A 25,405-nucleotide genomic window follows, 5' to 3' on the forward strand; every position below is an offset into this window, starting at 1 on the left:
AAGAGGGCACGGTGACAATTACCAAGACAGGTGCGTATTAAAAAGAATATATATACATAGACAATGCCATGTAGAGGTAATCGTGTTATAATTTTGTAGTAAGCATAATAAGGATAACTTAATTATATCCCGTTTTTACAATGTAATTATGCTTAATCTATTAAAATCCATGGAGGAGGAGTATTATGAAATCATTACATACCTTATATTTCAGCCCAACAGGAACGACTAAAAGGACTGTATCAGCTATAGCAGAGGCAATTGGTGAGGTGTTAAATAGTTATGATATAACACTACCTCAAAATAGAGTAACAACACCTGTTTTTGGAAAAGATGATTTAATTATAATTGGTATGCCAGTTTATGCATGACGACTTCCAATTTTGATTGATGAATATATAAAAAAGATAAAGGGAGAAAATACTCTAGTTGTTTTAGTAGTAGTATATGGTAATCGTGAGTATGATGATTCCTTGATAGAGATGAAAGACATATTTAGTAGTAATGGTTTCATTCCTATTGCTGGAGGTTCTTTTATTGGGGAGCATTCATACACTAAAGAGGTAGGTACAAAGCGTCCTGACTAAAAAGATATTTCAAGGGCAAAAGCCTTTGGCATTGAGATAAAAAAAATTCTTGAATCTGATGTGAATTTTCAGGAAAGAGATTTAAAAGTGAAAGGGAAGGTTCCTTTTAGAAAGAGAAATCAATCATTACCTTTGGGGCCAACTGTATGTGAGAACTGCACCAAGTGTGGTATTTGTGTAGATCATTGCCCCGCTGGTGCCTTGGCTATTAATGATAGTGTTCAAGTTAATCATGAGCTTTGTATTCGTTGTAACAGTTGTGTAAAAAGATGCAGCAAAAAGGCAATTGATTTCGACGAGAGGTTACATCATGTTAGACAATGGCTCGAAGACAATTGCAGAATTGAAAGGAAAGAGCCAGAGACATTTTTTATTTTTTAGTTAAATATAAAATTGACCTATATATTTTAATGAAAAGTTAGCTTCAAGTAATTTGCATTACGTTCCAATTTCTTGAGCAGTTCTGGGGTACTTACTTTTAAATATTAAGTAAAGTCTAGGGTATGTTACGGTTAAATGTTCAATTTAAGCAATATCTATTGAGTTAAATATACAATTTGCACTTAGGAGTTGCAGAATAGAACTTCTAGGTTGGTAGTGTAAATTATATAATCAAATTAGCCAAAAATTATAATCTCAAACTACACAAATTTGTACATTTTTTAGTATAATATTTCAAAAAAAGTTAGGAGAAATATTATGAGAAAAGATGTGTCAAATCAAATAAATTTAATAAGAGAGGAGATAGATTTATTGAATAAAAGCGAATTAGCTAGACGATTTAATTGCGATAGAAGAACAATCGATAAGTACTTAACAGAATCAAATAGTTCTACAAGAAAACCTAGAGTTATTAATGGGAAACTTGATGATTATAAAGAAATAGTTAAAGATAAAGCTGATAACTATGGATCTACTTCAATGGCTATATTCAAATTTATACAGAAAAAAGGCTATACAGGAGGATACCAAACAGTAAATAGTTTTGTGAAAAAACATAGAAAATCACAGGTGAAAAAAGCAACAATAAGGTTTGATACAAGTCCAGGACTTCAAGCTCAAGTAGATTGGAAAGAAAGTATAAAAATGATTAATAAGGAAGGTGAAGTATTTGAAGTAAATATATTTTTGATGGTTCTAGGATATTCAAGACTAAAATATTTGAAATTAACAATGGATAGAACTCAAAAAACTCTGTTTGAATGTTTATTTGAAGCTTTTAGATATTATCAAGGGATACCTAAAGAAATACTTTTCGATAATATGTCCACGGTAGTGGATAGGAATACTACTTCTTTTAAAAATGTATCCATAAATAAAAATTTCAAATACTTCTCTATGGATGCTGGGTTTGATGTAATCACATGTAGACCATATAGGCCTCAAACTAAAGGTAAAGTAGAAACTCTAGCGAAGCTAGTGGACAGGCTAACGCCTTTTAATGAAGAATTCAATACATTTGAAGATTTAGAGAAGATAGTAGAATCATTTAATCATGATATTAATAGTGAAATTTCACAAGCAACGAACGAGGTACCATTTATAAGATTTGAAAAAGAAAAAGAGTATTTAAACCCGTTACCTACAATGGATATCCTTCTATCATATTTCCACCACGAAAAAGAATATAAGGTATCTAATGAATCCATGATTAGATATAAAGGTAAAAAATACTCCGTTCCAACCTGTTATATAGGTTGTTATTTAACCGTTTCAGAAATAGAATCTGAACTTTATATTTATTATACTAAAGATTTAGTTGCTTGTCATAAGATATCCGATAAAACTTTTCACTATAAAAAAGATCATGCAAAAGAAATACTACTTTCAAATGCTCTGAGCCATTATGCAGAAGATGATGTAGAACTTTTTATTGAAGAAAACTTAAAGAATATGGATATTTTTTTAGAGGAGTGATTAAATGAGTAATTATAACAAACTACTTAATAACCTTGAAACACTGAAATTAGAGAAATTTAGAAGTTTTCTGCCAAACTTCTTAGATGAAATAACTAATAAGGATCTTACATTTATTGATGCTTTATTAGCATTGACAGAGAAAGAATTAGAATTTAGAAATGAGAGAGCTTCAAGGATTCAGATAGCTGTATCTGCATTTCCTTTTGAAAAAACTTTGTCAGATTTTGATTTCGATTTTCAACCTTCAATAAACAAAACTCAAATATTAGATTTAGAGAGTTTAAGGTTCATTGAAAATAAAGAAAACATACTATTCTTTGGTTCTTCAGGGGTTGGAAAAACTCACTTAGCTGTAGCACTTGGTGTTGCTGCAGCTAAGAAAAGACATTTAACTTATTTTATATCATGTCATGATTTAATTATGCAGCTCAACAAAGCTCATGCGGAGAATAGATTAGAAACAAAATTAAAACACTATGCAAAGTACAAGTTATTAATTATTGATGAAATAGGTTATCTACCAATTGATAAACAAGGTGCTAACCTATTGTTTCAATTAATAAATAAGAGATACGAGAAAAATTCAACTATTATAACTACCAATCAACCTTTTAGTAAATGGGGTGAAGTTTTTTCAGATATTACACTTGCTAACGCAATATTGGATAGACTGATTCATCATTCAAGTATTGTTAAAATCACTGGACCATCCTATAGATTAAAAGGAAAGATAGAGGTAATGGAAAGTAAGAAAATCAAAAATCAATAATTATAATAATTGTACATTTTGAGATTATAATTTTTGTGCATTTTGGGATTGACATTTACAGGTAGTATATATGGTGTTACTATGATAATCTATTACTACTAATAGAAGGGGGCGTAGTTGGATGAAGTTATCTGAAAAAATTAAATACCTAAGAAATGTGAAAAATATGTCACAAGAAGATCTTGCAGAAAAATGCTCTGTGAGTAGACAATCAATTTCGAAGTGGGAATTGGACATCGCTTTGCCAGAAACAGAGAAGCTTTTAGATTTGAGTTATATTTTTGGAGTATCACTTGATGTCTTGCTAAAAGAGGAACTTTTAGTTGATGGTATTGTTAATAATGAGTTTTGTGGTCTATCACTGGAGAATGAAAATACTGGTATCTATGAAGGAATTCTTATAAAAGAGGGAATCGATGATGAAAGCATATTGGACTTTCTTGATGTGAACAAAGTGGAATTGTGGAAAACAAATAATTATCCTCGTTACTGGACTGTTATTACATTTTCATCAAATACTTTAGATTTACCTGAGAGATTATCAAAAGTACTCATTAATGACGAAAGAAAAGGAGGCAATTGGTTCGTCGATTTCAAAAGAAACAATATTAAATATGTAGTGTTTAGGAACAAAGTCTTAAAGTATTCTATAGGAAATAAGGAAGAAAAAAATGATGTTGTTGAGGAGTGTAGAAAGCAGGGGATTCCAGATAATCAAATGAATTGGGCAGAGTAATACTTTGCTGAAATTACGCAGAAGAGATATCTGAGAAAGTACCAACTAACTAAAAACCGCAGTATAATCAAGTGTGGTAAACCGTATCAGAAGTAAGTGATATTTATAAACTACTACAATAAGTGAGGAGATTAACGTGAAATCAAAGTTTGATGAAGTACTAAATAAAGTAATTATTAGTTTTAATTCTGACAATAATGTAATTGGGGCTGTGCTCTACGGCTCTTTTGCAAAAGGGATTTACCATAGCCACAGCGATATTGATTTAATAGTGATTGCCACAGAAACAGAGCATAAAATGACATGTAAAATAATTGACAAAATTCCTGTTCAGATGCTATGGCTAACGGCTGAGATGTTCAAAGAAAAGGCAGCAAAAGAGGTTAGAACGAAACCAATAGCTAAAGATTTTAAAGTATTAATAGACAAGAAAAACTGGATTGAAGAGTATATTAAATCAGATCAAGTGTATAATACTTGGAAAGCACCAATTAAGATTCACGATAAGTTAAGATTGAAAAAGTCAATAGATTTTCAGTTAAGCATATCTCAGTTAAAGGGATTTAAAGAACTTGGAAAAAATGTTGAAATTGAAATGTTTATCAGCGAGTATACCTTTCTAGGCTTAGATTTGTTTTATGACAAGAACGGTTGGTTCATTGAATCAAAAAAACACATTTTGGATGATGTAAAAAACAGAAGTCCCAAATTAGCAAAGTTAATTTTCGATACATATAATTCTAATGAGTTAGAGGACAAGATGTCATGCTATGAGGAGTTTTACGATTTCATAATGTCATGTATAGATGAACCACCAAGAGAATATAGTATTACATTATAAAACCGTTGTTTAGAATGGTACGGTGAACCGTACCTTAAATAGGTTCGGTTCTCAATGTATCAAGTCATAAAAATTTGATTAATAAAAACTATAAGGTTCTAGAAAAAATCAATCCAAGATTTGCTGAAAAATTTAACCTTATAAAGGAAAGTGAATTGAAGAGTTAGAAATGTTAGATTGACTTACAGAAATTACTGAATAAATTTAGGAGGATTAGATGACCAACTATTATTACAAAGAAAATGACAATTTTAGTGAACTTCAATTAAAAGGATTTATCAAAGATGCCTTTGATGATAAAAATATTAATATAAAAACTTTCTCAATTCTTAATAAAGACTGTGTATTAAGCAAGTTTTCAATTTCTCCATACACATTTGACGAAAATAATCTTATGTTTTCACTGACAAAGTCAATTACATCTCTTGGAATTGGCATTGCAGTGGATAAGGGATATTTAGAACTTGATTCTAAAGTAGTAGATTTTTTTTCAGATAAATTACCTAAAACAGTTAGTGAAAATCTATCTCTGATGACTGTTGAAGATTTACTTACTATGTCATCAGGTATACATGAAAATACATACGCCGACTTATTTTATAAAGAGGATTGGGTAGAAGCGTTTCTTGCACAGGATTTTCCGCATACCCCTGGAACATACTACAGATATAGCACCCACGGTTCACATATGCTTTCCGCAATAATTGAAAAGGCTACAGGTCAGAAATTGGATGATTTTATGGACAAGTATTTCTTTACAAAGATGGATATACCAAAACCTCAATGGGAGTATTGTCTACAAGGTATCACATGTGGAGGTATGGGATTAAGTATGTCTGCAAATTCACTTCGTAAAATTGGATTTTTGCTTCTTAATGAGGGGGTGTACCAAGGTGAACAGGTAATATCTAAAGAGTATTTGGAAAAGGCAACATGTAAAAAAATATTCAAAGTAACAGAAAAGGATCCAGAAACAAAAATTTATTCAGGAATCCATTATGGATATCAGTTACACATAAATAAATTCAATCATTACAGAATGGATGGTGGTTTTGGTCAAATATGTCTTATAATGCCTGAAAAAGAACTGGCTTTTATTGTAACATCTCAGAATTCAAAAATTGAACCATTAATGGAATGCATATACAAACACTTTTATTTTACACCATCAGCTTCATATGAAGATAGGAGTTTACCTAAACTAAGCTATAATTATGATCAGTATTCTAATAAAATTGAGTCTTTAGAATCACTTGGGAATATGTCCATTAAACTTGAAAAGAATCCATTAAATATTGATAATGTTTTTATAAAAAGTCATAAGGAAAAACTTAATATTGAGCTGCGAGTTAAAGACTCAAGTATTAAGCTTGATTTTAGTGCAGATGGACCATATAAGGGAAAGTCTTACTTTATCAAGGATGTTATGTGGCATAATCAGAATTATTTGTCATATATGAATTGGGATAATGGTACTCTGGATTTGTTGGTTGTTTATCTAGAGACACCGTATGTTGTTAATTACATTTTTAAATTTTCTGATGATTGTGTGATTATGGATTTCAAAATTAATAAATCATTGACACTTAATGACTTTACTGCAAAAGGAAAAGTTTGTAACTCCTTATAGAAAATATAGATTTTAATATTGGAGATGATGAAATGAAAAATAATGTATCAAGTATAGAATATGAAATCTATGGAGATAAAGGCCCATTGATAGTTATTGAGAACGGTCTTGGAAACTCCATTTATCTTTGGTATAAGGTAGTGGAGTCTTTAAAAAATGAAGTACGTATTCTTTTATATCATAGAAAGGGATATGGAAATAGTGAAGATTATAAAAGCGAAAGAACAGTGGCAAATATTTCTAATGAGTTGAATGAGCTATTAGATAATATAGGTATTGATGAAGAATTTATATTACTAGGTTTTTCTTTTGGAGGAATGATAGCACAGTATTATGCCATGAATAATCAAGAAAGACTTAATGGTCTTATTTTATTGGATTCTACGTCCAAAGATTATGAGAAACTAATAGAGGATAGAACACCAACATTAAATAGTATGTTTTCAGTAAAAGCATTGACAGATAATTGGATGTCAACTTATAGATTAAGTCCCGAGGAATTTTCAAAGAGCATGGGAGAACGAGAAAATAAAGATGAACACTTACCTGATGACTTGCACGAGAAGATGATGAGTTTCATGAAAAATCAAAGACTTTATAAAACTATTTCAGATGAAATGCTGTGTTACAAAAAATCTAGCAAGGGAATAGAAGCAAAGTATAAACAACTTAATATTGAATTAATAGTCCTTTCAAGAGATCCTGAAGAATCCATTAAAAATTATGTAAACTATGAGCTACCAGAAAAAGAAGCAATAGTTTTTGAAGAAATATCATCTGCTCTTCAAAGAGACCTTTTATCTTTGTCATGTAAATCTAAACAAATAATAGCTAAAGGGAGTGATCATTGCATCATGGATGAAAAACCCACTTATGTTATCGATAGTATTAGGGAAATGGTTAGAAAATCCAAATCTTAATTCATGGGGCGTGGGTGATTGGTGGCTCCATGGTGACAGCGAAATTCATTTTGAAAGGGAGAATGAAAATTGAAGGTAAATGAAAAAAAACTTATAGATACTTTATTGAAATTTCAAGAAGGATATAGTAACAGAGATATTACGAAGATAGATGAGTTTATTTCGGAGCTATTTATTGATTCGGAAGAAGTTCTGATAATTGGTACAGCTTATGATGAATGGTGCAAAGGGTTAAAACAGTTAAAAGAACTCCTATATATTGATTGGTTCTACTGGGGTAATTTTAAATTAGATATTGATAATGCACATATATATTGTACCGATAAATTTGCTACAGTTTCTACAACTGGAATTTTGCAAAAAGAATTTCAGGAGGAAAAAGTTATAAAACATACATTAGGGAAAATTGAAGATGTTTTAAAATCAGAATGTAATGAGAAAGAAAAACTTTTAAAATCTTTGAAGTCAATTTCGTACTATCTACATGAAGAGAATATTGGTGATGATGTAAAGAGAAGAGTTAGGTTTTCAGCTGTTCTAAATAAAGAAGAAGATGCATGGAAATTTGTTAGTATTCATTTTTCATATCCAGTTGCACCACCTACTGATGTGAAATTAATATAAACACAAGTCAATCTTGTAAAACCTGACTATATGTAAAGTGAATAATATACTTAAATGCAAATATATGGTACAATATTTATAACATATATATTAAATAAGGGGTAACAAGATGAAGAAATTGATATTTTTATTAATGAGTCTTTTATTAGCGTTTTCAAGAATGAGTTCAATTGATGTAGAAACTGGGAGTAATGAAATAATAATTGACACTAATGAAATAGTAACTGAGACTATTGAAGATGAAACTGGGCTTTATAATGTTAACATCAAAATATTTGATATTAACAATAGTAAATTAAGCCTTAATAAAGCAACTTTTCATGTAGAAACTAGAGATATTTCAATCAATATTGATGGTAATAGTATTTATGGATATGGATTTTCTGATTTATTAAATGCGAATATTAATAGTGAATATCTTAATATATCAACTTCTATCGAAGATGATATTACATTTATAGTTAATTGTGATATGGGAGACTACCATTATTATATTGAAGAAACTATTCCATATGAAGACTTAATTATCAATGGAACCCTCAATCTAACGTATAATCTATCAGACATGAATGAAATAACTTTAAGTACTGATTTTGATGGTAAAAAAGATGGGCAGTTTAAATACTTTTTATATAAAGTTGATGAAAATAAAATAGCTAAATCAGATGAAATTTCTGGTGGATGGGGAGTATTTGATGACCCAACATCTAAGAAGGTATATATATCTGATGGAACATATAATGTTACTTTTATTAATGAATTTCAAACAACTCATAGAGTGTATAAAAAGAATAACATTATTGCAGCAGACAAGTTGAAAATTAAAGTAAATCCTAGGGGTAAAGACTTTAATCATCATATTTTGAATATATCTGAGATTTATGATCATTATCCTTATTACGGTATTGAATGCTTTCTATCATACAATGAAAATATAGATATTTGGAATTCTAGAAATGCTTCTAATAAATTGGAACTATATATGCATAAAGATATTGCTCAAAGTAATATGTCGGTATATTTATCTAATAAAAGCGAAAATAGGTACAATAAGAGTGTTACTATTGGACTTTATGATGAAATTACATTAGCTACTAAATATCATTATTCAGAAATATTGAGCTCACTGCATAAGGATGGAAAATATGGTATTAATATTAGAATGACTGATGATAATGGTAATAAATTAAGGTTTATTCAGATTAACAGAACAGATGACGTATATATTAAAATTTATAATAAAGAAACAGATGAACTGGTTTTTGAAGACGGATTTAGTAGTTATTGGGATAATCTAGAGTATAATCTTGATGAAAGTAAATCCTATACAGCTAAAGTATTTTCAAAAACAGATCCAAATGTTAATGGAATCTCTTATTTTGATTTAACATTTAATAAAGCTGGGAGACCACTTTTTAAATTGAAGGAGATTGATTATAATAATGAATTATAAGATATATATGATAGAAAGGTAGCACTGATTAAATTCAATGCTACCTTTTATAAATATAGTTATTAATCTTACTTAACTTATAGTACGTCTTGGTTATAAGTTATCCTTACCATAATACTTTAACAGCTGTTCAATTTTATGTGAACATCTTTTTCCTTTGCAGCCGCATGAGCCAGAACCGGTTACTTTATTAATCTCCTCAACAGTGCTGGCACCTTCTTTTATAGCATTTTTTATTTTAGATCTTGATATAGCGTTACATATACATACCTTTGTCAATTTATCTAAAATTTCTTGGTTTACTTTTTTATCCATGATTAAGAGGTATATTCTGCTGGAGGATTACCAGAAAAATCAGCAATAACAGCTTTTGCATCCTCAAGATAGAAAATTTCAAAAGTTGGATTTTCTGCTGTTTGGTAAATTGATTTTACAAGTTCACTGTGTTCAATGATAGCTTTCTTGATTTCAATATCATTTGAAAAAACAGCTTTCCCACTTAATCTAATCCATGCAAATGTAGGACTAGAAACAGAGAGTTCAACATAGGGACATTCTTTTATTTCCGCATAAACATCCTTCTGATTACTTGTACAGAAATATAGTTTGCCTTTTTGTTCAAGCATAAATTGGAAAGGACGTACCTTCGGTTTACCATCTAATCCAATTGTTGCGAAATACTGTACAGGGTTTTTAATCAAAAATTTTACTACTTCATTCATTGCATATACCTCCTGAATTTATATTTTTTCATATTAAAAATTGATCATTAATAATTAGAATTTACGATTTTTGATTTTCTAGTAGTAATAAATAACATTCTATTAAATTGTATTTCTTTGATTTTTCGTGTTCACAGTTATATAATAAATCCAAAGGTAAATAACAGCAAGTAGGCACCTTTAAGTGCTATAGGTACCCAGAGGTAACTAATAGGAGGAATTCAAATGAAAAAAGATTTGCCTAAATGTCCTGTAGAAATAACACTTGCATTGATAGGTGAAAAGTGGAAGGTATTAATATTACGAGATCTTATAAATGGAACAAAGCGATTTGGAGAATTAAAAGCCTCAATTGGCTCTATTAGCCAAAAAGTTCTCACTCAACAATTGAGATCTATGGAAGAACATGGGTTGGTAACAAGAAAAGTCTATGCTGAGGTTCCTCCTAAGGTGGAATATTCATTAACAAAACTTGGGACAAGTCTTAAACCCATACTTGATTCTATGTGGAATTGGGGAGAGAAGTACAAAAAACAAATAGATGAGTAAAATTTCTGTCGTTTATTGCCCCTAAAGGTGACTAAAACACTTTTAGGAGTTTTTCTATTTATAATAGTTTTGAATTGTTTCATTATGATAGTTTTTGGTCGTAGAATAACATTACAAAAATGAAGAAAGAATTATATAATGAGGGTAGTTTTTAGTGAAGAGAGGTAATCTTATGAATAAGGTAGAACGAATAAAGTTTAGAAATAAGAAAAAAAATAAAGGTTTCGAAATTATTTCTTTGAAAAGTTTTTTTGAAGCTGCCAATACTTCCTTCATTAGAAAACATTTTCGTACTGATTTTTACAATTTGATTTTCGTTACAGAAGGTAAAATCGTTCATGAAATTGATTTTATAGAATATACAGTTAGAGCAGGAGAAATTTTAATTATTTCAAAGGATCGTGTTCATAGATATAGTGAGTTTGAGAATATAGATGGTTATCTAATCATGTTTACAGAGGGATTTCTATGTGAATTTCTAAGTAATGATACTACAGAAGTAAAAGAGTTGTTTAGGGAAAGTTATTTGAATCCACTTGTAAATTTTATAGTTTTATATACTTCAACTTTAACAAAGCTTTTAGATGTTATTCATGATATGTACAGAAATGTTGATGAGGTTGTGAATTATAAGGTAATTGCTTCAGCTTTCAAAACACTTGTATCCATAATATTGAATAGCAGCTTGAGAGAAGATACTTCAAGACAAATAAAAAATGAAATTTTTATACAGTTTACTAAATTAGTAGAAGAAAATATTCATAAAGAGAAAAGGGTAGAAGGTTATGCTAATATGATGCATGTGTCTAAAAAGACAGTTAATTTAATGACACGAAAAGCTATTGATATGTCTGCAAAGCAATATATTATTAATCAGCTTATTTTGAAAATTAAACTTAAACTATGTTTTGAACAAAAAAGTATTAATGAAATTGCATATGAATTAGGTTTTACTGAGGCAGCTAATATGACTAGGTTTTTTAAAAAATACACAGGGCTTAGTCCTAGAAGATTTAGAAGTATCACTCGGAAAGAAAATAGCTGGATAAAGAATAAAAGCATGGATTTGAATTTAATTGAAGAATCTATTGAGAAACATGTATTTCATATAACCTCTATGGCACAAGTTTCTCCACATATACATGAAGGGCTTGATGAAATATTTTATTGTATAAAGGGTTCCGGTTTCGCAGTATTAGAGGATAGGGAAGTAGAGTTGAATGTAGGAGACTTATTCATTGCTCCAGCTGGAACAATGCATTCCCTTAGGAGCGATGGGGATCTCTATGTAACTGCGTTTCTTATTCCTGTAGTGGATTAAGATGAGAATATTTATATAATAAAAGAAGGTTGGCGTAGAGTAGTATTTGTCGGGCCTGACGGAGAATTGATAGAATTTAGAGGGTAATAGTTACTAAATATGAACCTATCTGTGTAAATTTTGTATAAGATGTATCAATGAATGTAACTATGCAGACTTGAAGTCAATTTTGATTTCAAGTCTTTAGTTTTTTTAAGTAATGGTAATAAATATAGTTGGTTCAGTAGCAATCTTAATACCTACTTTATTTATAGGTTCAAAAATAAATGGATATATAGAAATGTTACTTGGTCTTGGTATTGAACAAATTATAATAGGTGCAATAGCTGTGAGTATTGGTGAAAATCAGTTGAAAGTGGATTAGAATTAAACTAACTACTATAGAATTTGCTCTCTGTTATAAATAATTGAAGGGAGGGGGTATTATGACATCTATTAAACGCATCAAATATAGAAATAGTATGAAAGAGGATTCTGATTTCGAGATTGTAGATCTACAACTATTTTTTGCTACTAGACCCCACTGGCATTTGAAGCGAGATAATCGGATTGATTTTTGGGTGATTATCTATATTACAGATGGAGAAGGATACCATGTTGTAGATTTTGACAGATATGCATATAAAGCTGGTGATGTGATTATTGTTCAGAAGAATCAGGTTCAGAATTTTGAGATTAATAATCTTGCTAAAGGTTATGTGATACATATTAATGAGCCTTTCTTTTTTGAAGGTGAAGGCATAAGTAGTAAAACATTTCTTGAATTTTTTGACCGACCCTATAAATCACCAATTTTATCCATAGATAATTCTGTTGAGACAATGAATAGAGCAATAATCGAGTTGATTTATAAAGAGTATATGAAAATCAATGAGGAGAGTAATGAAGATTTGATCAGGTCTTTGTTTCAAAGTTTTATATTATCTTTAAATGAATTTTATTATAAAAGTAAACAGTCGGCAGAAACAGCTGTATTTCGAACATACAACCAGTTTCGTCAGTTGGTTGAGGCTAATTATACTGAGAAAAAGACAGTTGAAGATTATGCTCAGATGATGCTTGTATCTAAGAAGACAATAAACTATGCGACTAGGACTATTGTAGGTTTATCTGCTAAACAATATATAATTAATAGGATTATTCTTGAAATCAAAAGATATCTGAGTCAGGGCGAGTTACTAATTTATGAAATATCAGATTTGCTAGGTTTTGATGAGCCGGCAAATATGACTAAGTTTTTTAAAAGATTTGAAGGAGTATCCCCTAAGGCATTTCGGAAAGAGCATAGTGTAAGATAACTAAGGTGTTATTTTTATAAGTTTTGTTATCATTGTATCAAAGACTTTCTAATTTTGGATTTATAAGCTAAGTAGCGTCAATCATTTGATTGACGCTACTTTTATACGTTCTATACCTTTAAATTTTATAATAGTTCATTAGATGACTTGGCTCATAAAAGGTTTCATTATAACAGCTTTTGGTTTCAGAATAATATTACAAAGAAGAGTAAAGATTGATAAAATAATAACAAATAAAGTGTAAATAAAGATCAAAAGGAGAGAAAGTATGGATATAAATTTAATAAAAGAAGCTATTGAGACAAAGGTATATCATATACCTTCTGATTTGATAGTTCCACATCATAGACATGAAGATAGAGATGAAATATTTTATTGCATAAAAGGGTCAGGGTTTGGCATATCTGAAGATGGAGAAGTAGAACTGAATGTAGGAGATTCATTTGTCGCCCCTGCTGGAACAATACATTCTATGAGAAGTGATGGAGAGATGTATGTAGTAGCGGTTCTTATACCTGTAAATAGAATTATTTGTCACTGTAAACAAGTGAGTTATGTTGATATTAGGAAAGCAATGGTTGGCGGTGCTCGTACTTTAGAGGAAATTCAAGAACTTACAGGCGCAGGGACAGGTTGCGGTGGATGTATTGGAGAGGTAGAAAGAATATTATCAATAGCATGCGGATGTAAAGGTGTTTCTATGGAAACCGTTGTCAATGCAGTTAAAGATGGAGCAGACACCATTGAAAAAGTTGGTGAAGCAACAGGCGCAGGTACTGATTGTGGAAGATGTAAACTTCTTTTACAAAACATAATTGATACTAAAAAGTAATTATTGAAAGTAATAATGAAGTAATAAGATTAAATAGTGTAACTATAAAGGCTTGAAATAAATTACGATTTCAAGCCTTTAGTTATTTTAAATGTGAGATTAGTTAATATTACTGGTTCTTTATATATGTCTATATTGTTGTATATAAAATTTTATGGTGATAAAATAGTAATAATGGAAATAAAAGGATTCATAAGGGAGTGAGTTTATGTATAAGGCGGTACTATTTGACTTAGATGGCGTATTAACTGTTGATGCAACAGGTACTACTTCGATTATAAAGTATTTTGTTAACGAAATAAAAATAAATGAGGAAACATTTACAAAAGCATATAGAAAATATAATAGGGATTTGTTATATGGAAGGGTAAAGCATACTGACGTATGGGATAGTATATGTTCAGAAATAGGAAAAGAGCTTGATATACAAGTGCTATATGATTCATTTATTGCAACGCCAATGGACTTTGAAATTCTTGATATAGCAAAAAGTTTAAAAGCAAAGGGATATGTCGTAGGAATCGTAACAGATAATAAAAGCGACAGAGTGGAATACATCTCCAGGGAACATAGTTTCAATGAAATTTTTGATGTCATAGTAATTTCAGATACAATAGGATCTGGGAAAAAGGAAAGTAAAATATTTGAAGAAACATTGTGTCAAATTGAACTAGACTATGAAAACTGTATACTTATAGATAACAATACAGATAATCTTGTTGTTCCAGCAGCTGAGGGAATGCACACAATATATTTTGATCATAATAAAAGAGATATAAAACAATTAAAAGAGCAGTTATATACGCTTGGATGTAAGTAGAGAAGAATGAAAAGGATACTGTATTATCAGATTATGATAATACAGTATCCTTTAATTTTAAATATTATTACATACATTAAATACTCAAGTTTAGTTATGTATTATTCGTGAGGTTTTAATCAAAAAAAGTGTATGTTACTATTGATTGTAAGCTAGTAGTGTGAAAGAAATAGTAGATATGATGCATTTTAAAATAAATATTTTCAACATGACTTTATTAAGGAGGTTTAAATAATGGTAGATTTAGATAGGAAAAATATATCAGTTTTTAGTATTGTTAAAATATGCGCTAGATATTCACCTATGCTGTTTGTAATGTGTCTCGCTTTAACAGTGATGGATGGTTTACTAGTGCCTATGATGCTTCTGGTTGTTGCAAATTTCATTGATTCTGCAATAACATTAGCTTCAAATGAACCACAAACTTATATAATGATGAAAAATGCCATATTTATGGGGGTGGGCTATTTCTATATGCAGCTTAGTCAAGAATTAAAATTGTACTTCTATGACTTATTTGAAGATACACTTAGAAACAAATTAAAGCCAGAGATCATAAAAAAACAATTCTCTATGGATTATTTACTATTCGAGTCAACTCATACACAGGATTTACTATTAAGAGTAACTAAGAATATAGAAATGAGATTTATTAAAATTCTTAAATCAAGTAATTCGATTGTCACCTTAGCCATACAAGTAATTGGTATCTTATTTACCTTGTACAAATATAATTGGTGGATAGTAATCATATTTGTTTTCATTATAATTCCAATAATTTTATTAACTTTTAAGGGTGGTAAAGTGATCTATGAGTCAGAGAAAAAGGTTGGTTTCATAACAAGACAGATGAATTACCTATCTGATGTATTGTCAAATAGAGAAGCTAGTGCTGAAAGAACACTATTTAACTATTCGCATACAATTAATAAAAGATTCAAAGATGCCCATCTTTATAGATCGAATTTTAACACAAAGACATTAGCACGTGAAACTTTAAGAATCAAATTATGTAATATAGTGATAAATATATTTACCATTATATTAATTGTTACATTATCTCGACAAGTATACAATAACCTATTAAGTGTTGGTTTTTTTACATCAATAGTAGGTTGTATGATAAATTTAACAAAGGTTATTTCAGTTCAATTATCAGAGCTTATCTTGGACTTTTCCTCACATAATGAATATGTAAAGGATTTCAAAGAGTTTATCCAGCTGGAAGAAAACAAAGAAGTATTTGATAATAACCGTGAAGAATTGAAGTTTGAAAGTTTACATATTAAAAATTTATTCTTTAAATATAAAGACTCCAAAGATTATATAATCAAAGGATTAAATTTATACTTGGAAAAAGGTAAATCATACTCTCTAGTGGGTTTAAATGGAGCAGGAAAAACAACTTTAATTAAAATACTAGTGGGCTTATATAGGGATTTTGAAGGTGAAATTTTGATAAATGGTAAGGATATAAAAAGTTACACCTTTGCTGAGCTGCGAAGCATGTTTTCACTTGTTTCTCAAGACTATGCAAAATATTATGTTTCTCTCAAAGATAATATTGCTTTTAATAAACCTGAAGCAGATATTAATTCAGTAATAGAAAAGCTAGAATTAGGTGATCTCATTCGTGATTTACCAGATGGGGAAAATAGCTATTTAGGTAAAATGTATGATAATGGAATAGATATCTCAGGGGGACAGTGGCAAAGAATAGCCATAGCTCGTGCTCTATATAAAAATTCACCATTTGTCATTTTAGATGAACCAACATCCAGTTTGAGCCCCACTGCTGAGAGTAGAGTTTACAGTAATTTTTCAAAAATAGCTAAGGATAAAACTTTATTGATGATTAGCCACAGGTTAGGTTCAACAAAAATATCAGATGAGATAATAGTACTTGATAGTGGTAGAATCGCTGAGCTGGGTTCTCATGAAGAATTGATGAACAATGATAATATATATGCCAAATTGTTTAACAAGCAAAAGGAGATGTATTATGAGTAAAAGAAAAAGAATGTCTAATAGTAATATCTTTATCAAATTAATCAAATACACATGGCGTGCAAGTCCCCTTACTTTTTCTGCGCTTGTGGTTGCATCATTGCTGTTTAGCGTTTTACGTTACGGGGAGATAGTAGTATTACAATCACTGTTTTCAAATATACTGGAGGTTGTTAAGGGAGCACCATTTGATATCATGATAAAGCCAATATTAGCTATATTAGTTATCTTAATCCTTAATCCAGTTGCTGAATGGTTAGAGTTTCTAGCACAAGGCTACTTTTGGAGACGGGGCAATGGGTACATGCAATCACTATATCATGATCGAATCAATAGAATGGATTTAATTGATTATGAAGATGTAGAAAATTATGATGACTTTAAGAAGGCAAGCATAGGAAATCAAGAAGCACCAAATGGAATCCGTGTTATAGTACAAATATTGTTTTTATACGTGCCTTTTATATTGATAACATCAATATATCTGATTAACATAAAACCTATGTTGGTACTTGCCATAGTATTGATATTTATTCCAGTTTTTATTTCCGAATTAATTAGAATGAGTAATAATTATGATTTTGAAGATAAAATTGCAAATAGAAGAAGAAGGACTGAATACTTTGAGAATTGTATTGTATCAAAGGAAAATTTTAAAGAAACATTAATCAATGGGTCCTTTAACTACTTCTATAACCAATTTTTAAATTCTAACAAAAAATTCAGTAAAGCCTTTGTTGAGGTTAAAAACAAGCTTCTAAAAATTGCTGTAGTAATGCGTATTATTAATACATTAGGCTACATCTGTGTACTAGCTTTATTAGTTTATTATTTATATAATGGTTCTATTTCAGTAGGGCAATTTGCAGCTATTTATTATTCTATAGAGAAAATTACTTCTATGTTAAAGAAGCTTATTGAAAATATTGGTGAAGCTTTGGTGGGGATTTCAAGTACATCTTTTCTTATTAGATTTTTAAATGAAGAAAAAGAGAGTGAAAGAGAAGGGGAACTCTCTAAGGAAGATGATATTGTATTGAAAGACGTGTCTTTTAGATATCCAAATGCCAAGGAAAAGGCATTGTCAAATATAAACCTAACCATAAAAGCAGGCACATCATTAGCGATTGTTGGAGAAAATGGTTCAGGAAAAAGTACATTAACAAAAATAATCATGGGATTATATAATCCATCACAAGGAGTGGTGGAGTATGGTAAAGAGAACATTGCAAAATACTCAAACTCATCAAAATTTAGTAATATTAGTGCAGTATTTCAAAATTTCATAAAGTATAAATTACCTGCTGAAGATAATATAAGAATTAGCCATATCTCCTCACAAGAGGAAATTGAAAATGCTTCCTCAAAAATCAATCTAAGTTTTGAGGATTATAAAATCAATAATGATACTATTTTATCAAGAGAGTTTGGTGGACAAGAACTTTCAGGCGGTCAATGGCAGCGTATTGCTATAGCACGTGGCTTATATCGTCCACATGATTTAATTGTTTTAGATGAACCAACTGCAGCTATCGATCCTATTGAAGAGGCAAATGTTTTTAGTACTTTTAAGAATCTGAGTGATGATAAGACATGTATTTTCGTTACTCATAGATTGGGGTCAACTCAAATCGCTGATAAAATTGTTGTATTGGAGAATGGGAAGATAGTGGAAGAAGGAACAAACCAAGAGTTAATTGATCTAAAAGGTAAGTATTTTGATTTATTAGAATCTCAAGCTAAGTGGTATGTACGATGATATGTTTTCTACTATCCCATTAGTTTTTTAATGATTTTCAGGTAAAATATCTATGATGGGAATGGTTTAAAGAGATTTATCAACAAAAAACTCAAATAATTTCGTATTAAGGGATGTATATTTATGGTAGTATATAGAAGAAGGAGCTTAGTTTCTTCGTAAATCCAAGAAAAATGGATTTTAAGTCACATTAAGGCAGAATTTAGGTGATACATTATAAGCAAGACAAGTACTTATGAGGTGTAAACATGATAATAAACTGGAAACCCAATAGAGATTCAGATAAATCTCTATATAATCAAATATACAACTACATAATAAATCAGATATCAAATGGTGACTGGTACATTGATTCAAGACTCCCTTCAGAAAGAAAACTTGCTGAAGCTATGGAAGTAAATCGTAGCACAATAAGTAACGTATTGGATGAATTAAAATCTGAAGGAGTACTTATATCTAGAGGAAGCAAGGGGACTTTTGTAGCAAACAATACTTGGTCAATCTTAGCTTCAATATCACAGCCTAACTGGAAAAAGTATCTTGATCAGGGTATTCATAAACCAAATCAAACTACAATCCAAATGATAAATAAATACGAGTTTGAAGATGGCATGATCAGACTTGGTACAGGAGAAATATCTTCAGAATTGTTTCCTTCTGAATATGTAAATGAAATAATGTCAAATTTACCCTTAAACTCCCTTAATTACGAAGAACCCCTTGGTTACAAGCCACTAAGGGAAGCAATATGTAAGTATTTGAGCAAGTTTGATATCCAGTTAAAACCTGAGCAGGTCCTGATAGTATCTGGTTCATTACAGGCTCTGAGTCTAATTTCAATTGGTTTACTGCAGCCAGGTTCCACAGTATTTGTAGAAAAACCTTCCTATCTGAAATCACTCCATATCTTTCAGTCTGCAGGCATGAAATTGAAGGAAATCTTGATGGATGAAGATGGTATTGACTTAAATGATTTAAGAAAGAAACTAAATAAATCCGGGACCAATATGTTATATACAATCCCTACTTTTCACAATCCTACAGGAATTGTTATGAATGAATCAAAACGCAAACAATTGATGGAAATAATTAAAGAATTTCAGTTACCTGTTATAGAAGATGATGCATATGCAGACTTGTGGTTTTCAAAGGCTCCACCAAAACCACTTAAATCAATGGATGATTCTGGGAGTGTCTTATACACAGGAACTCTATCAAAATCATTTTCTCCCGGTCTTAGAATTGGTTGGATAGCAGGTTCAGAGTCTGTCATTGAGAGGCTTGCTGATATAAAAATGCAAACTGATTATGGTTCGAGCTCTATATCTCAATTGATTGCATATGAATGGTTTGACAAAGGATACCATGAGAGATATCAGATTGATTTGAAATCATCATTGAAATCCAAATGTAACCTAGTTTTGGAGCTGTTGTCAACTTATTTTAGTGACATCGCCAAATGGGAGAAACCCAATGGGGGATTTTATATATGGGTCACACTAAAGAAAGATATTAATATGTTTAAGCTTTTTGAAGATGCTCTAAAATCAAAACTTCTTATAAACCCAGGATATATCTACGACTTCAACGAAAACAACTCCATAAGACTCTCTATAGCATACGCAACTAAATCAGAGCTTGAATATGGAATAAAAAAATTATCTGAAATAATAAGAAAATATTACTGATCCATCTTTAAGAAGTTAAATCTTGGATGGGTCAGATTTTTTATGCTTGGATGGTTTCTAGACTGCTCAATAATGTTATATTAAATAAGAGGTGATTAAATGAGTACATTTATACAAGGGTGGCTTCTAGGAATAGCATATGTGGCACCTATAGGAATGCAAAATATGTATCTAATAAATACATCCATAGAAAAAAGTAGATCAAGAGCACTGCAAGTAGCACTTGTAATGATTTTTTTTGATATTACATTAGCTTTAGCATGTTTTATGGGTATAGGTTTAGTCCTAGAACATGTTAAAATTTTAAGAGTCATAGTTATGGGAATCGGTAGTATAGCCGTCATGTATATTGGCTATTCACTGATTGTTGCTAAACCCAGCATGGAATCAAACAATGATTTTGAAAAACCTATTATGAAAATAATAGTATCTTGTTTTATGGTTACTTGGTTGAATCCACAAGCTATAATAGACGGAACACTTTTACTGGGTGGTTTTAGAGCAACACTTGAAAATACCAATGCTTCACTTTTTATATTTGGAGTTGCGGTAGCTTCCACAATGTGGTTTTTAAGTATATCTACTCTTGTTTCGAAGTTCAAAAATGTATTTAATATTAAAATACTGAAAACTATAAATGTATTATGTGGTTCCATACTGGTTTTCTTCGGACTAAAACTTGGCATATCATTTATCGGGACTTTCTTTTGATATTGTACATCATATACTAGTGAAAGGGTGATACGGATGCGTTTAAATGATAGTAAAAAGCAATATTTAGCAGACATAAGTCTTGTTGTGTTTGCAATTTTACAAGGTGCTGCTTTTGTTGCAGGTAAAGATGCGTTGGATTCAATAACGCCAATGTTTCTGTTGGCTTTTCGATTTGGGATTGCAGCACTTTTCTTGTATGGATTCCTCTTTAAGTGGATTGGAAAATTAACCAAGGAAGATATTGTTAAAGGAGTGATTGTTGGAACTGTACTTTTTTTTGCTTTTACTGCACAAACATATGGTTTATTATTTACAACCGCTTCGAAGCAAGGATTTTTATTAGCTACATATGTTGTGATGGTACCGTTCCTATACTGGCTTGTTCATAGGAAACGTCCTCAATTAAAAGTTTTTGTAGGAAGTGTAATCACTATTATTGCAATTTATTTAATCTCTTTGCAAGGCTCATTATCCTTAGAGTTGGGTGATGCTCTATCACTTCTCAGTGCTTTTTTATTCGGTGCACATATTTTATCCATTGAGTATTTTACGAAACATATGAATGTGTTCAAATTAGCCTTTATTCAGATTATGGTAGCATTTGTATGGTCGCTGCTTACTGCTTTTATAACGGAGCCAATTCCAGTTATAATGAGCGGTAGAGTCTGGTATTCGCTATTGTTCTTGGGAATATTCTCAACCTTTGTTTGTTTTACAATTCAGACTGTTGCTCAAAAATACACATCATCTACTCATGCGTCTATTATCATGTCCATGGAATCTGTGTTTGCTGCAATTCTTGGCGTAATGTTACTAGGAGAGAGTATGACGATAAATATAATAATAGGATGCTGTTTGATATTCGTTGCTGTTCTCTTTATTGAATTGGATATTAAACCTTTTGGAATAGGAAAATCTGAAGATGCATCTATAAAGGGCGTTGATTAGTAGATTTAAAGGACTTTAAGATTGATATTCGTTCACAGCAAATGCGATTTCTATAATGTGAGTATGTAAAGTTTATTTATAATTATTTAACGTAACTAGCATTCATCTCCCATCTTCTATAAGTGGGAGATGAATGCGTAAAAATAACTTGCTTCTATTATTTTTGCATTAAAATATAATCAGTAGTTAATAATAGAAATGGGTGATAATAATCAAATTAGATACAAATAATCATTCAGTGTTCTTGTTGCAGTATCATCTTGTATTAGTTATAAAGTATAGAAGAGAAGTAATAAAGAAATATATTCAAAATCAAGGTAAAAAGTGAGGTGAGGGAGTTGTTAAAAGCTTATAAATATAGAATCTATCCTAATTCAGAGCAAAGATTATATTTTGCTAAAACATTTGGTTGTACTAGATTCATATACAATAAAATGTTAGCTGATAGGATAAAATCTTATGAAGAAAACAAAGATTTAGACATAAAAAAAGTGAAATATCCAACTCCTGCACAATATAAAAAAGAATTCCCTTGGTTAAAAGAAGTTGATAGTTTAGCTTTAGCCAATGCCCAATTAAACTTGAATAAAGCTTATAAAAATTTCTTTAGGGATAAATCCGTAGGATTTACTAAGTTCAAAAGTAAGAAAAGTAATTATCGCAGTTACACAACTAATAATCAAAACGGAACTGTATGTATTGAAAATGAATATATTAAGATTCCTAAATTGAAATCTATGATTAAAATAAAATTGCATCGACAATTCACTGGATTAATTAAGAGTTGTACTATAACAAAAACACCAAGTAATAAATACTATGTTTCAATATTGGTTGATACTGAAAATATAAAGTTGCCAAAAGTAGAAAATAAAATAGGGGTTGATGTTGGTTTGAAAGAGTTTGCTATATGCTCCAATGGTGATAGATATGACAATCCTAAATGGTTAAGAAAATCAGAAAAAAGGCTTAAAAAACTACAAAAGGACTTATCAAGAAAGAAAAAAGGAAGTAATAACAGATATAAAGCTAGATTAAAAGTCGCAAGACTCCATGAGAAGATTACCAATCAAAGAAAAGATTTTTTACACAAGTTATCTACTAAACTAATCTGTGAAAACCAAACAATAGTTATAGAAAACTTAAAAGTAAAGAATATGATGAAGAATGATAAGCTATCAAAGGCAATAGGTGAGGTATCATGGTTTGAGTTTAGAAGAATGTTAGAATATAAGGCAGAATGGAATGACAAAAAGATAGTTATAGCACCATCGAATTATGCTAGTAGTCAATTATGTTCTGAATGTGGTTATAAAAACAAAGAAGTGAAAAAATTAGGGCTCAGAGAGTGGATTTGTCCTAACTGTAATGCGAAACATGATAGAGATATAAATGCAAGTAAAAATCTACTGAAACTAGCTATATAGTTTTGGTAATAACTAAGGTCGGTGCGACCTTGTAAGCTTGGGTAAACTTGCTCTATTGGGAGTATTGACCAAGAAGCCCCCACTTCAATGAAGTAAGTGGAGGGTAGTTCACTACCTTTAGATTATTAATTAGATATGTAATAATTTTAGTTACAATTATTATTGTTTAAAGGAGATTGATATATGAATAATAACAGACCTGAATGCGAAGTAGTAAAAACAGTTGCTGAAAAGTATTTAGCTCACATTATCAGTGTAGAACCTGTTCGTAAAGGTACTTCCACATATGTGTACCGTGTGACAACAAACTCAGGAACATATTATCTGCGTTTTTTACCAGAGGATGCCAGTTTTGCAACTGAAGTGTTAGCACATAATGCTCTGTTCGATGCCGGTGTTAATGTACCACGAGTCATTGGATTCGAGGATAAAAATGAAGAAACGGGGCTCTCTTTTATGCTAGTTGATGAGATTCCTGGTATTTGTATAGAAGATAGTGGTCCACAAGCAGATTATTCAGATATACTACGAGAAGCTGGAAGACAGCTAGCACGCATACACAGTATACCTGTGGATGGTTTTGGTTGGATTAATAAAGGTTCTTATGATGCACTTAAAGGTGAAAAGCATAGCTTTGATGAATATTTTAGCGAACACATGGAAAATGATTTAGAGGCTCTTCACCAATATCCTTTCTCAGATGAAGAGAGAACACAAATAAGAGAGCTTATGATGACAGCAAGGAAAATGCTTAACGTAGAAAAGGCTGTTCTTGTACATGGTGATTTTGATATATCACACATTTTCCATACAGAGGGTAGTTACAGTGGTATCATAGACTTTGGAGATATACGAGGGAATAATCGTCTCTATGATCTAGCCACATTTGTTGGTTTCTATCAGGCTAGAAGGTTATACTCCTATTTGTTAGAAGGATATTGTGAGATAGCTCATCTAACTGACGAGGACTTATATGCCACAGAACTTATGGCTTTATTTATTATACTTAGATTTTTAGGTAGAAAGGTAAACTCTAATTTCCGTGAGCATTGGTACAGATTGGCAAGGAAACAACTAGAGCACATAAATATCATTTCAAATTAGGTTCTGTTGATTATAAAGTGAACATAATAGAACACAGTTATACTTTCTGGGTTGATATAGGCGACCAGATTCCAATTTTGGGAGAAGATCCTGAAATAAAAGAAAATCCCATTTTGTTTGGTATTGATTGGCTTTCTTTAAATGAGATTTGTGAACGTGATAGAGCATATATATGGGCTGCAGGACTACTGTCTATTAAAGAATTTGCAGATGAATTAATAACTTGGGATGATGATATTAGTTATCCATCTTATAAAACTTATAAAAAATAGTATTGTGAAAAATTAGGTATTTACAAATTTTTCACAATACTATATAATATTACATATCGTAAATAACATAATATTCTAAAAACTGTGATGGAGACAGTAGGTATTTTCTGAAGGTTACAGCGAGTTGGGTATGGTGTAAGCCAACACTATTAGGGAAATATTGAACATCACTCCAGAGTTTCAGGCTGAAATCATTAACATAGATATTAGAGCAGTTAAACTGTATATCTATGAGAGTAGGTTCTGACGGTATTCTACCGTTAAAAGGAACGCATATGTTGGTATGTCGTATCAGGTGGTACAGCGGAATTATACTTTCGCCCTGTTATAGGGGTGGAAGTTTTTTTATTTTAAAATACTCCCTAAACACCTCGACATTCCTAAAAATTGGATAGGAGGTGAGAGTATGAGTGAAGGTGAAATTAGTGGTGACATTCATATTAGAGAATTTTGGATTATAAATA

Annotated in this window: 27 protein-coding genes and 1 pseudogene; 26 read left to right on the plus strand and 2 right to left on the minus strand. The window is 30.6% G+C overall.

Going from position 1 to position 25,405, the window contains the following annotated elements; translation table 11 throughout:
* Positions 1 to 185 precede the first annotated feature (185 nt).
* The 11 genes from OW730_RS14840 (at position 186) to OW730_RS14890 (ending at position 9,480) form a co-directional block, all read left to right on the plus strand.
* Entirely contained in the window at positions 186 to 371 is a 186-nt protein-coding gene (locus OW730_RS14840) for a flavodoxin family protein (RefSeq protein ID WP_271224837.1), read from the plus strand.
* Positions 372 to 383: 12 nt separating this feature from the next.
* The gene (locus tag OW730_RS14845) at positions 384 to 587 is read left to right on the plus strand and encodes a hypothetical protein (protein WP_271224838.1); all 204 of its coding nucleotides are present in this window, start codon (positions 384 to 386) and stop codon (positions 585 to 587) included.
* Between the two features lie 87 nt (positions 588 to 674).
* Positions 675 to 968, plus strand: coding sequence for a DUF362 domain-containing protein (locus OW730_RS14850; RefSeq protein WP_271224839.1), 294 nt, complete (start codon positions 675 to 677; stop codon positions 966 to 968).
* Between the two features lie 318 nt (positions 969 to 1,286).
* Positions 1,287 to 2,504, plus strand: coding sequence for an IS21 family transposase (gene istA / locus OW730_RS14855; protein WP_271224840.1), 1,218 nt, complete (start codon positions 1,287 to 1,289; stop codon positions 2,502 to 2,504).
* A gap of 4 nt (positions 2,505 to 2,508) precedes the next feature.
* Complete coding sequence (gene istB, locus OW730_RS14860) at positions 2,509 to 3,276, plus strand: IS21-like element helper ATPase IstB (protein ID WP_271224841.1); 768 nt, start codon at positions 2,509 to 2,511, stop codon at positions 3,274 to 3,276.
* A 121-nt stretch (positions 3,277 to 3,397) separates the two neighbouring features.
* Positions 3,398 to 4,012 carry a helix-turn-helix domain-containing protein gene (locus OW730_RS14865; RefSeq protein ID WP_271224842.1) on the plus strand — a complete coding sequence of 205 codons (615 nt, stop codon included), beginning with the start codon at positions 3,398 to 3,400 and terminating at the stop codon, positions 4,010 to 4,012.
* A gap of 136 nt (positions 4,013 to 4,148) precedes the next feature.
* Positions 4,149 to 4,853: a nucleotidyltransferase domain-containing protein gene (locus tag OW730_RS14870; RefSeq protein WP_271224843.1), complete on the plus strand. Its 705-nt coding sequence runs from the start codon at positions 4,149 to 4,151 to the stop codon at positions 4,851 to 4,853.
* Positions 4,854 to 5,070: 217 nt separating this feature from the next.
* Positions 5,071 to 6,483: a serine hydrolase domain-containing protein gene (locus OW730_RS14875; protein WP_271224844.1), complete on the plus strand. Its 1,413-nt coding sequence runs from the start codon at positions 5,071 to 5,073 to the stop codon at positions 6,481 to 6,483.
* Between the two features lie 32 nt (positions 6,484 to 6,515).
* The gene (locus OW730_RS14880) at positions 6,516 to 7,403 is read left to right on the plus strand and encodes an alpha/beta fold hydrolase (protein ID WP_271224845.1); all 888 of its coding nucleotides are present in this window, start codon (positions 6,516 to 6,518) and stop codon (positions 7,401 to 7,403) included.
* A 69-nt stretch (positions 7,404 to 7,472) separates the two neighbouring features.
* The gene (locus OW730_RS14885; RefSeq protein ID WP_271224846.1) at positions 7,473 to 8,027 is read left to right on the plus strand and encodes a hypothetical protein; all 555 of its coding nucleotides are present in this window, start codon (positions 7,473 to 7,475) and stop codon (positions 8,025 to 8,027) included.
* 109 nt (positions 8,028 to 8,136) lie between these two features.
* Positions 8,137 to 9,480, plus strand: coding sequence for a hypothetical protein (locus OW730_RS14890; RefSeq protein ID WP_271224847.1), 1,344 nt, complete (start codon positions 8,137 to 8,139; stop codon positions 9,478 to 9,480).
* Positions 9,481 to 9,573: 93 nt separating this feature from the next.
* Here OW730_RS14890 and OW730_RS14895 read toward each other — a convergent pair whose 3' ends face one another.
* Both OW730_RS14895 and OW730_RS14900 read right to left on the minus strand, forming a co-directional pair.
* Positions 9,574 to 9,795 carry a (2Fe-2S)-binding protein gene (locus OW730_RS14895; RefSeq protein ID WP_271224848.1) on the minus strand — a complete coding sequence of 74 codons (222 nt, stop codon included), beginning with the start codon at positions 9,793 to 9,795 and terminating at the stop codon, positions 9,574 to 9,576.
* Positions 9,796 to 9,797: 2 nt separating this feature from the next.
* Positions 9,798 to 10,202 carry a pyridoxamine 5'-phosphate oxidase family protein gene (locus tag OW730_RS14900; RefSeq protein WP_271224849.1) on the minus strand — a complete coding sequence of 135 codons (405 nt, stop codon included), beginning with the start codon at positions 10,200 to 10,202 and terminating at the stop codon, positions 9,798 to 9,800.
* A gap of 225 nt (positions 10,203 to 10,427) precedes the next feature.
* Between OW730_RS14900 and OW730_RS14905 the strand changes: the two genes are divergently transcribed.
* The 15 genes and pseudogenes from OW730_RS14905 to OW730_RS14980 all read left to right on the plus strand — a co-directional run bounded on the left by OW730_RS14905 (position 10,428) and on the right by OW730_RS14980 (position 24,941).
* The gene (locus OW730_RS14905) at positions 10,428 to 10,751 is read left to right on the plus strand and encodes a winged helix-turn-helix transcriptional regulator (protein ID WP_271224850.1); all 324 of its coding nucleotides are present in this window, start codon (positions 10,428 to 10,430) and stop codon (positions 10,749 to 10,751) included.
* A gap of 172 nt (positions 10,752 to 10,923) precedes the next feature.
* Entirely contained in the window at positions 10,924 to 12,072 is a 1,149-nt protein-coding gene (locus tag OW730_RS14910; RefSeq protein WP_271224851.1) for a cupin domain-containing protein, read from the plus strand.
* A 199-nt stretch (positions 12,073 to 12,271) separates the two neighbouring features.
* On the plus strand, positions 12,272 to 12,436 hold the full coding sequence (locus OW730_RS14915) for a hypothetical protein (RefSeq protein WP_271224852.1): 165 nt from the start codon (positions 12,272 to 12,274) through the stop codon (positions 12,434 to 12,436).
* A gap of 61 nt (positions 12,437 to 12,497) precedes the next feature.
* Positions 12,498 to 13,370 carry a helix-turn-helix domain-containing protein gene (locus OW730_RS14920; RefSeq protein WP_271224853.1) on the plus strand — a complete coding sequence of 291 codons (873 nt, stop codon included), beginning with the start codon at positions 12,498 to 12,500 and terminating at the stop codon, positions 13,368 to 13,370.
* A gap of 268 nt (positions 13,371 to 13,638) precedes the next feature.
* Positions 13,639 to 14,202 carry a (2Fe-2S)-binding protein gene (locus OW730_RS26845; protein WP_333781221.1) on the plus strand — a complete coding sequence of 188 codons (564 nt, stop codon included), beginning with the start codon at positions 13,639 to 13,641 and terminating at the stop codon, positions 14,200 to 14,202.
* 208 nt (positions 14,203 to 14,410) lie between these two features.
* Positions 14,411 to 15,022, plus strand: coding sequence for an HAD family hydrolase (locus OW730_RS14935; protein WP_271224854.1), 612 nt, complete (start codon positions 14,411 to 14,413; stop codon positions 15,020 to 15,022).
* Between the two features lie 234 nt (positions 15,023 to 15,256).
* Positions 15,257 to 17,032 (plus strand): ABC transporter ATP-binding protein, encoded by a 1,776-nt coding sequence (locus OW730_RS14940; RefSeq protein ID WP_271224855.1) that lies wholly within the window; start codon positions 15,257 to 15,259, stop codon positions 17,030 to 17,032.
* Entirely contained in the window at positions 17,025 to 18,788 is a 1,764-nt protein-coding gene (locus OW730_RS14945; RefSeq protein WP_271224856.1) for an ABC transporter ATP-binding protein, read from the plus strand. The genes OW730_RS14940 and OW730_RS14945 overlap by 8 nt, the downstream gene beginning before the upstream one ends.
* 248 nt (positions 18,789 to 19,036) lie before the next feature.
* Entirely contained in the window at positions 19,037 to 20,476 is a 1,440-nt protein-coding gene (locus tag OW730_RS14950) for an aminotransferase-like domain-containing protein (protein ID WP_271224857.1), read from the plus strand.
* Positions 20,477 to 20,575: 99 nt separating this feature from the next.
* A complete protein-coding gene (locus OW730_RS14955) occupies positions 20,576 to 21,187 on the plus strand; it encodes a LysE/ArgO family amino acid transporter (RefSeq protein WP_271224858.1) in 612 nt (203 codons plus the stop codon).
* Between the two features lie 36 nt (positions 21,188 to 21,223).
* Positions 21,224 to 22,138 carry a DMT family transporter gene (locus OW730_RS14960; RefSeq protein ID WP_271224859.1) on the plus strand — a complete coding sequence of 305 codons (915 nt, stop codon included), beginning with the start codon at positions 21,224 to 21,226 and terminating at the stop codon, positions 22,136 to 22,138.
* A 211-nt stretch (positions 22,139 to 22,349) separates the two neighbouring features.
* Positions 22,350 to 22,460 (plus strand): annotated as a pseudogene (locus tag OW730_RS14965) (transposase); the annotation flags it as partial.
* Positions 22,461 to 22,476: 16 nt separating this feature from the next.
* Complete coding sequence (gene tnpB / locus OW730_RS14970) at positions 22,477 to 23,565, plus strand: IS200/IS605 family element RNA-guided endonuclease TnpB (RefSeq protein WP_271229578.1); 1,089 nt, start codon at positions 22,477 to 22,479, stop codon at positions 23,563 to 23,565.
* 297 nt (positions 23,566 to 23,862) lie between these two features.
* A complete protein-coding gene (locus OW730_RS14975) occupies positions 23,863 to 24,669 on the plus strand; it encodes a phosphotransferase enzyme family protein (protein ID WP_271224860.1) in 807 nt (268 codons plus the stop codon).
* The gene (locus OW730_RS14980; RefSeq protein WP_271224861.1) at positions 24,615 to 24,941 is read left to right on the plus strand and encodes a hypothetical protein; all 327 of its coding nucleotides are present in this window, start codon (positions 24,615 to 24,617) and stop codon (positions 24,939 to 24,941) included. The genes OW730_RS14975 and OW730_RS14980 overlap by 55 nt, the downstream gene beginning before the upstream one ends.
* Positions 24,942 to 25,405: the final 464 nt, after the last annotated feature.

The sequence above is a fragment of the Oceanirhabdus sp. W0125-5 genome, assembly GCF_027938815.1.
Taxonomy (GTDB): domain Bacteria; phylum Bacillota; class Clostridia; order Clostridiales; family Clostridiaceae; genus Oceanirhabdus.

What these genes read in the sequence shown, in the direction of transcription:
- OW730_RS14840 (WP_271224837.1), top strand. Translation starts at nt 186, where the DNA reads ATGAAATCATTACATACCTTATATTTCAGCCCAACAGGAACGACTAAA.
- istA (WP_271224840.1), top strand. Translation starts at nt 1,287, where the DNA reads ATGAGAAAAGATGTGTCAAATCAAATAAATTTAATAAGAGAGGAGATA.
- istB (WP_271224841.1), top strand. Translation starts at nt 2,509, where the DNA reads ATGAGTAATTATAACAAACTACTTAATAACCTTGAAACACTGAAATTA.
- OW730_RS14865 (WP_271224842.1), top strand. Translation starts at nt 3,398, where the DNA reads ATGAAGTTATCTGAAAAAATTAAATACCTAAGAAATGTGAAAAATATG.
- OW730_RS14875 (WP_271224844.1), top strand. Translation starts at nt 5,071, where the DNA reads ATGACCAACTATTATTACAAAGAAAATGACAATTTTAGTGAACTTCAA.
- OW730_RS14880 (WP_271224845.1), top strand. Translation starts at nt 6,516, where the DNA reads ATGAAAAATAATGTATCAAGTATAGAATATGAAATCTATGGAGATAAA.
- OW730_RS14890 (WP_271224847.1), top strand. Translation starts at nt 8,137, where the DNA reads ATGAAGAAATTGATATTTTTATTAATGAGTCTTTTATTAGCGTTTTCA.
- OW730_RS14895 (WP_271224848.1), bottom strand. Translation starts at nt 9,795, where the DNA reads ATGGATAAAAAAGTAAACCAAGAAATTTTAGATAAATTGACAAAGGTA.
- OW730_RS14900 (WP_271224849.1), bottom strand. Translation starts at nt 10,202, where the DNA reads ATGAATGAAGTAGTAAAATTTTTGATTAAAAACCCTGTACAGTATTTC.
- OW730_RS14905 (WP_271224850.1), top strand. Translation starts at nt 10,428, where the DNA reads ATGAAAAAAGATTTGCCTAAATGTCCTGTAGAAATAACACTTGCATTG.
- OW730_RS14910 (WP_271224851.1), top strand. Translation starts at nt 10,924, where the DNA reads ATGAATAAGGTAGAACGAATAAAGTTTAGAAATAAGAAAAAAAATAAA.
- OW730_RS14915 (WP_271224852.1), top strand. Translation starts at nt 12,272, where the DNA reads ATGGTAATAAATATAGTTGGTTCAGTAGCAATCTTAATACCTACTTTA.
- OW730_RS14920 (WP_271224853.1), top strand. Translation starts at nt 12,498, where the DNA reads ATGACATCTATTAAACGCATCAAATATAGAAATAGTATGAAAGAGGAT.
- OW730_RS26845 (WP_333781221.1), top strand. Translation starts at nt 13,639, where the DNA reads ATGGATATAAATTTAATAAAAGAAGCTATTGAGACAAAGGTATATCAT.
- OW730_RS14935 (WP_271224854.1), top strand. Translation starts at nt 14,411, where the DNA reads ATGTATAAGGCGGTACTATTTGACTTAGATGGCGTATTAACTGTTGAT.
- OW730_RS14940 (WP_271224855.1), top strand. Translation starts at nt 15,257, where the DNA reads ATGGTAGATTTAGATAGGAAAAATATATCAGTTTTTAGTATTGTTAAA.
- OW730_RS14945 (WP_271224856.1), top strand. Translation starts at nt 17,025, where the DNA reads ATGAGTAAAAGAAAAAGAATGTCTAATAGTAATATCTTTATCAAATTA.
- OW730_RS14950 (WP_271224857.1), top strand. Translation starts at nt 19,037, where the DNA reads ATGATAATAAACTGGAAACCCAATAGAGATTCAGATAAATCTCTATAT.
- OW730_RS14955 (WP_271224858.1), top strand. Translation starts at nt 20,576, where the DNA reads ATGAGTACATTTATACAAGGGTGGCTTCTAGGAATAGCATATGTGGCA.
- OW730_RS14960 (WP_271224859.1), top strand. Translation starts at nt 21,224, where the DNA reads ATGCGTTTAAATGATAGTAAAAAGCAATATTTAGCAGACATAAGTCTT.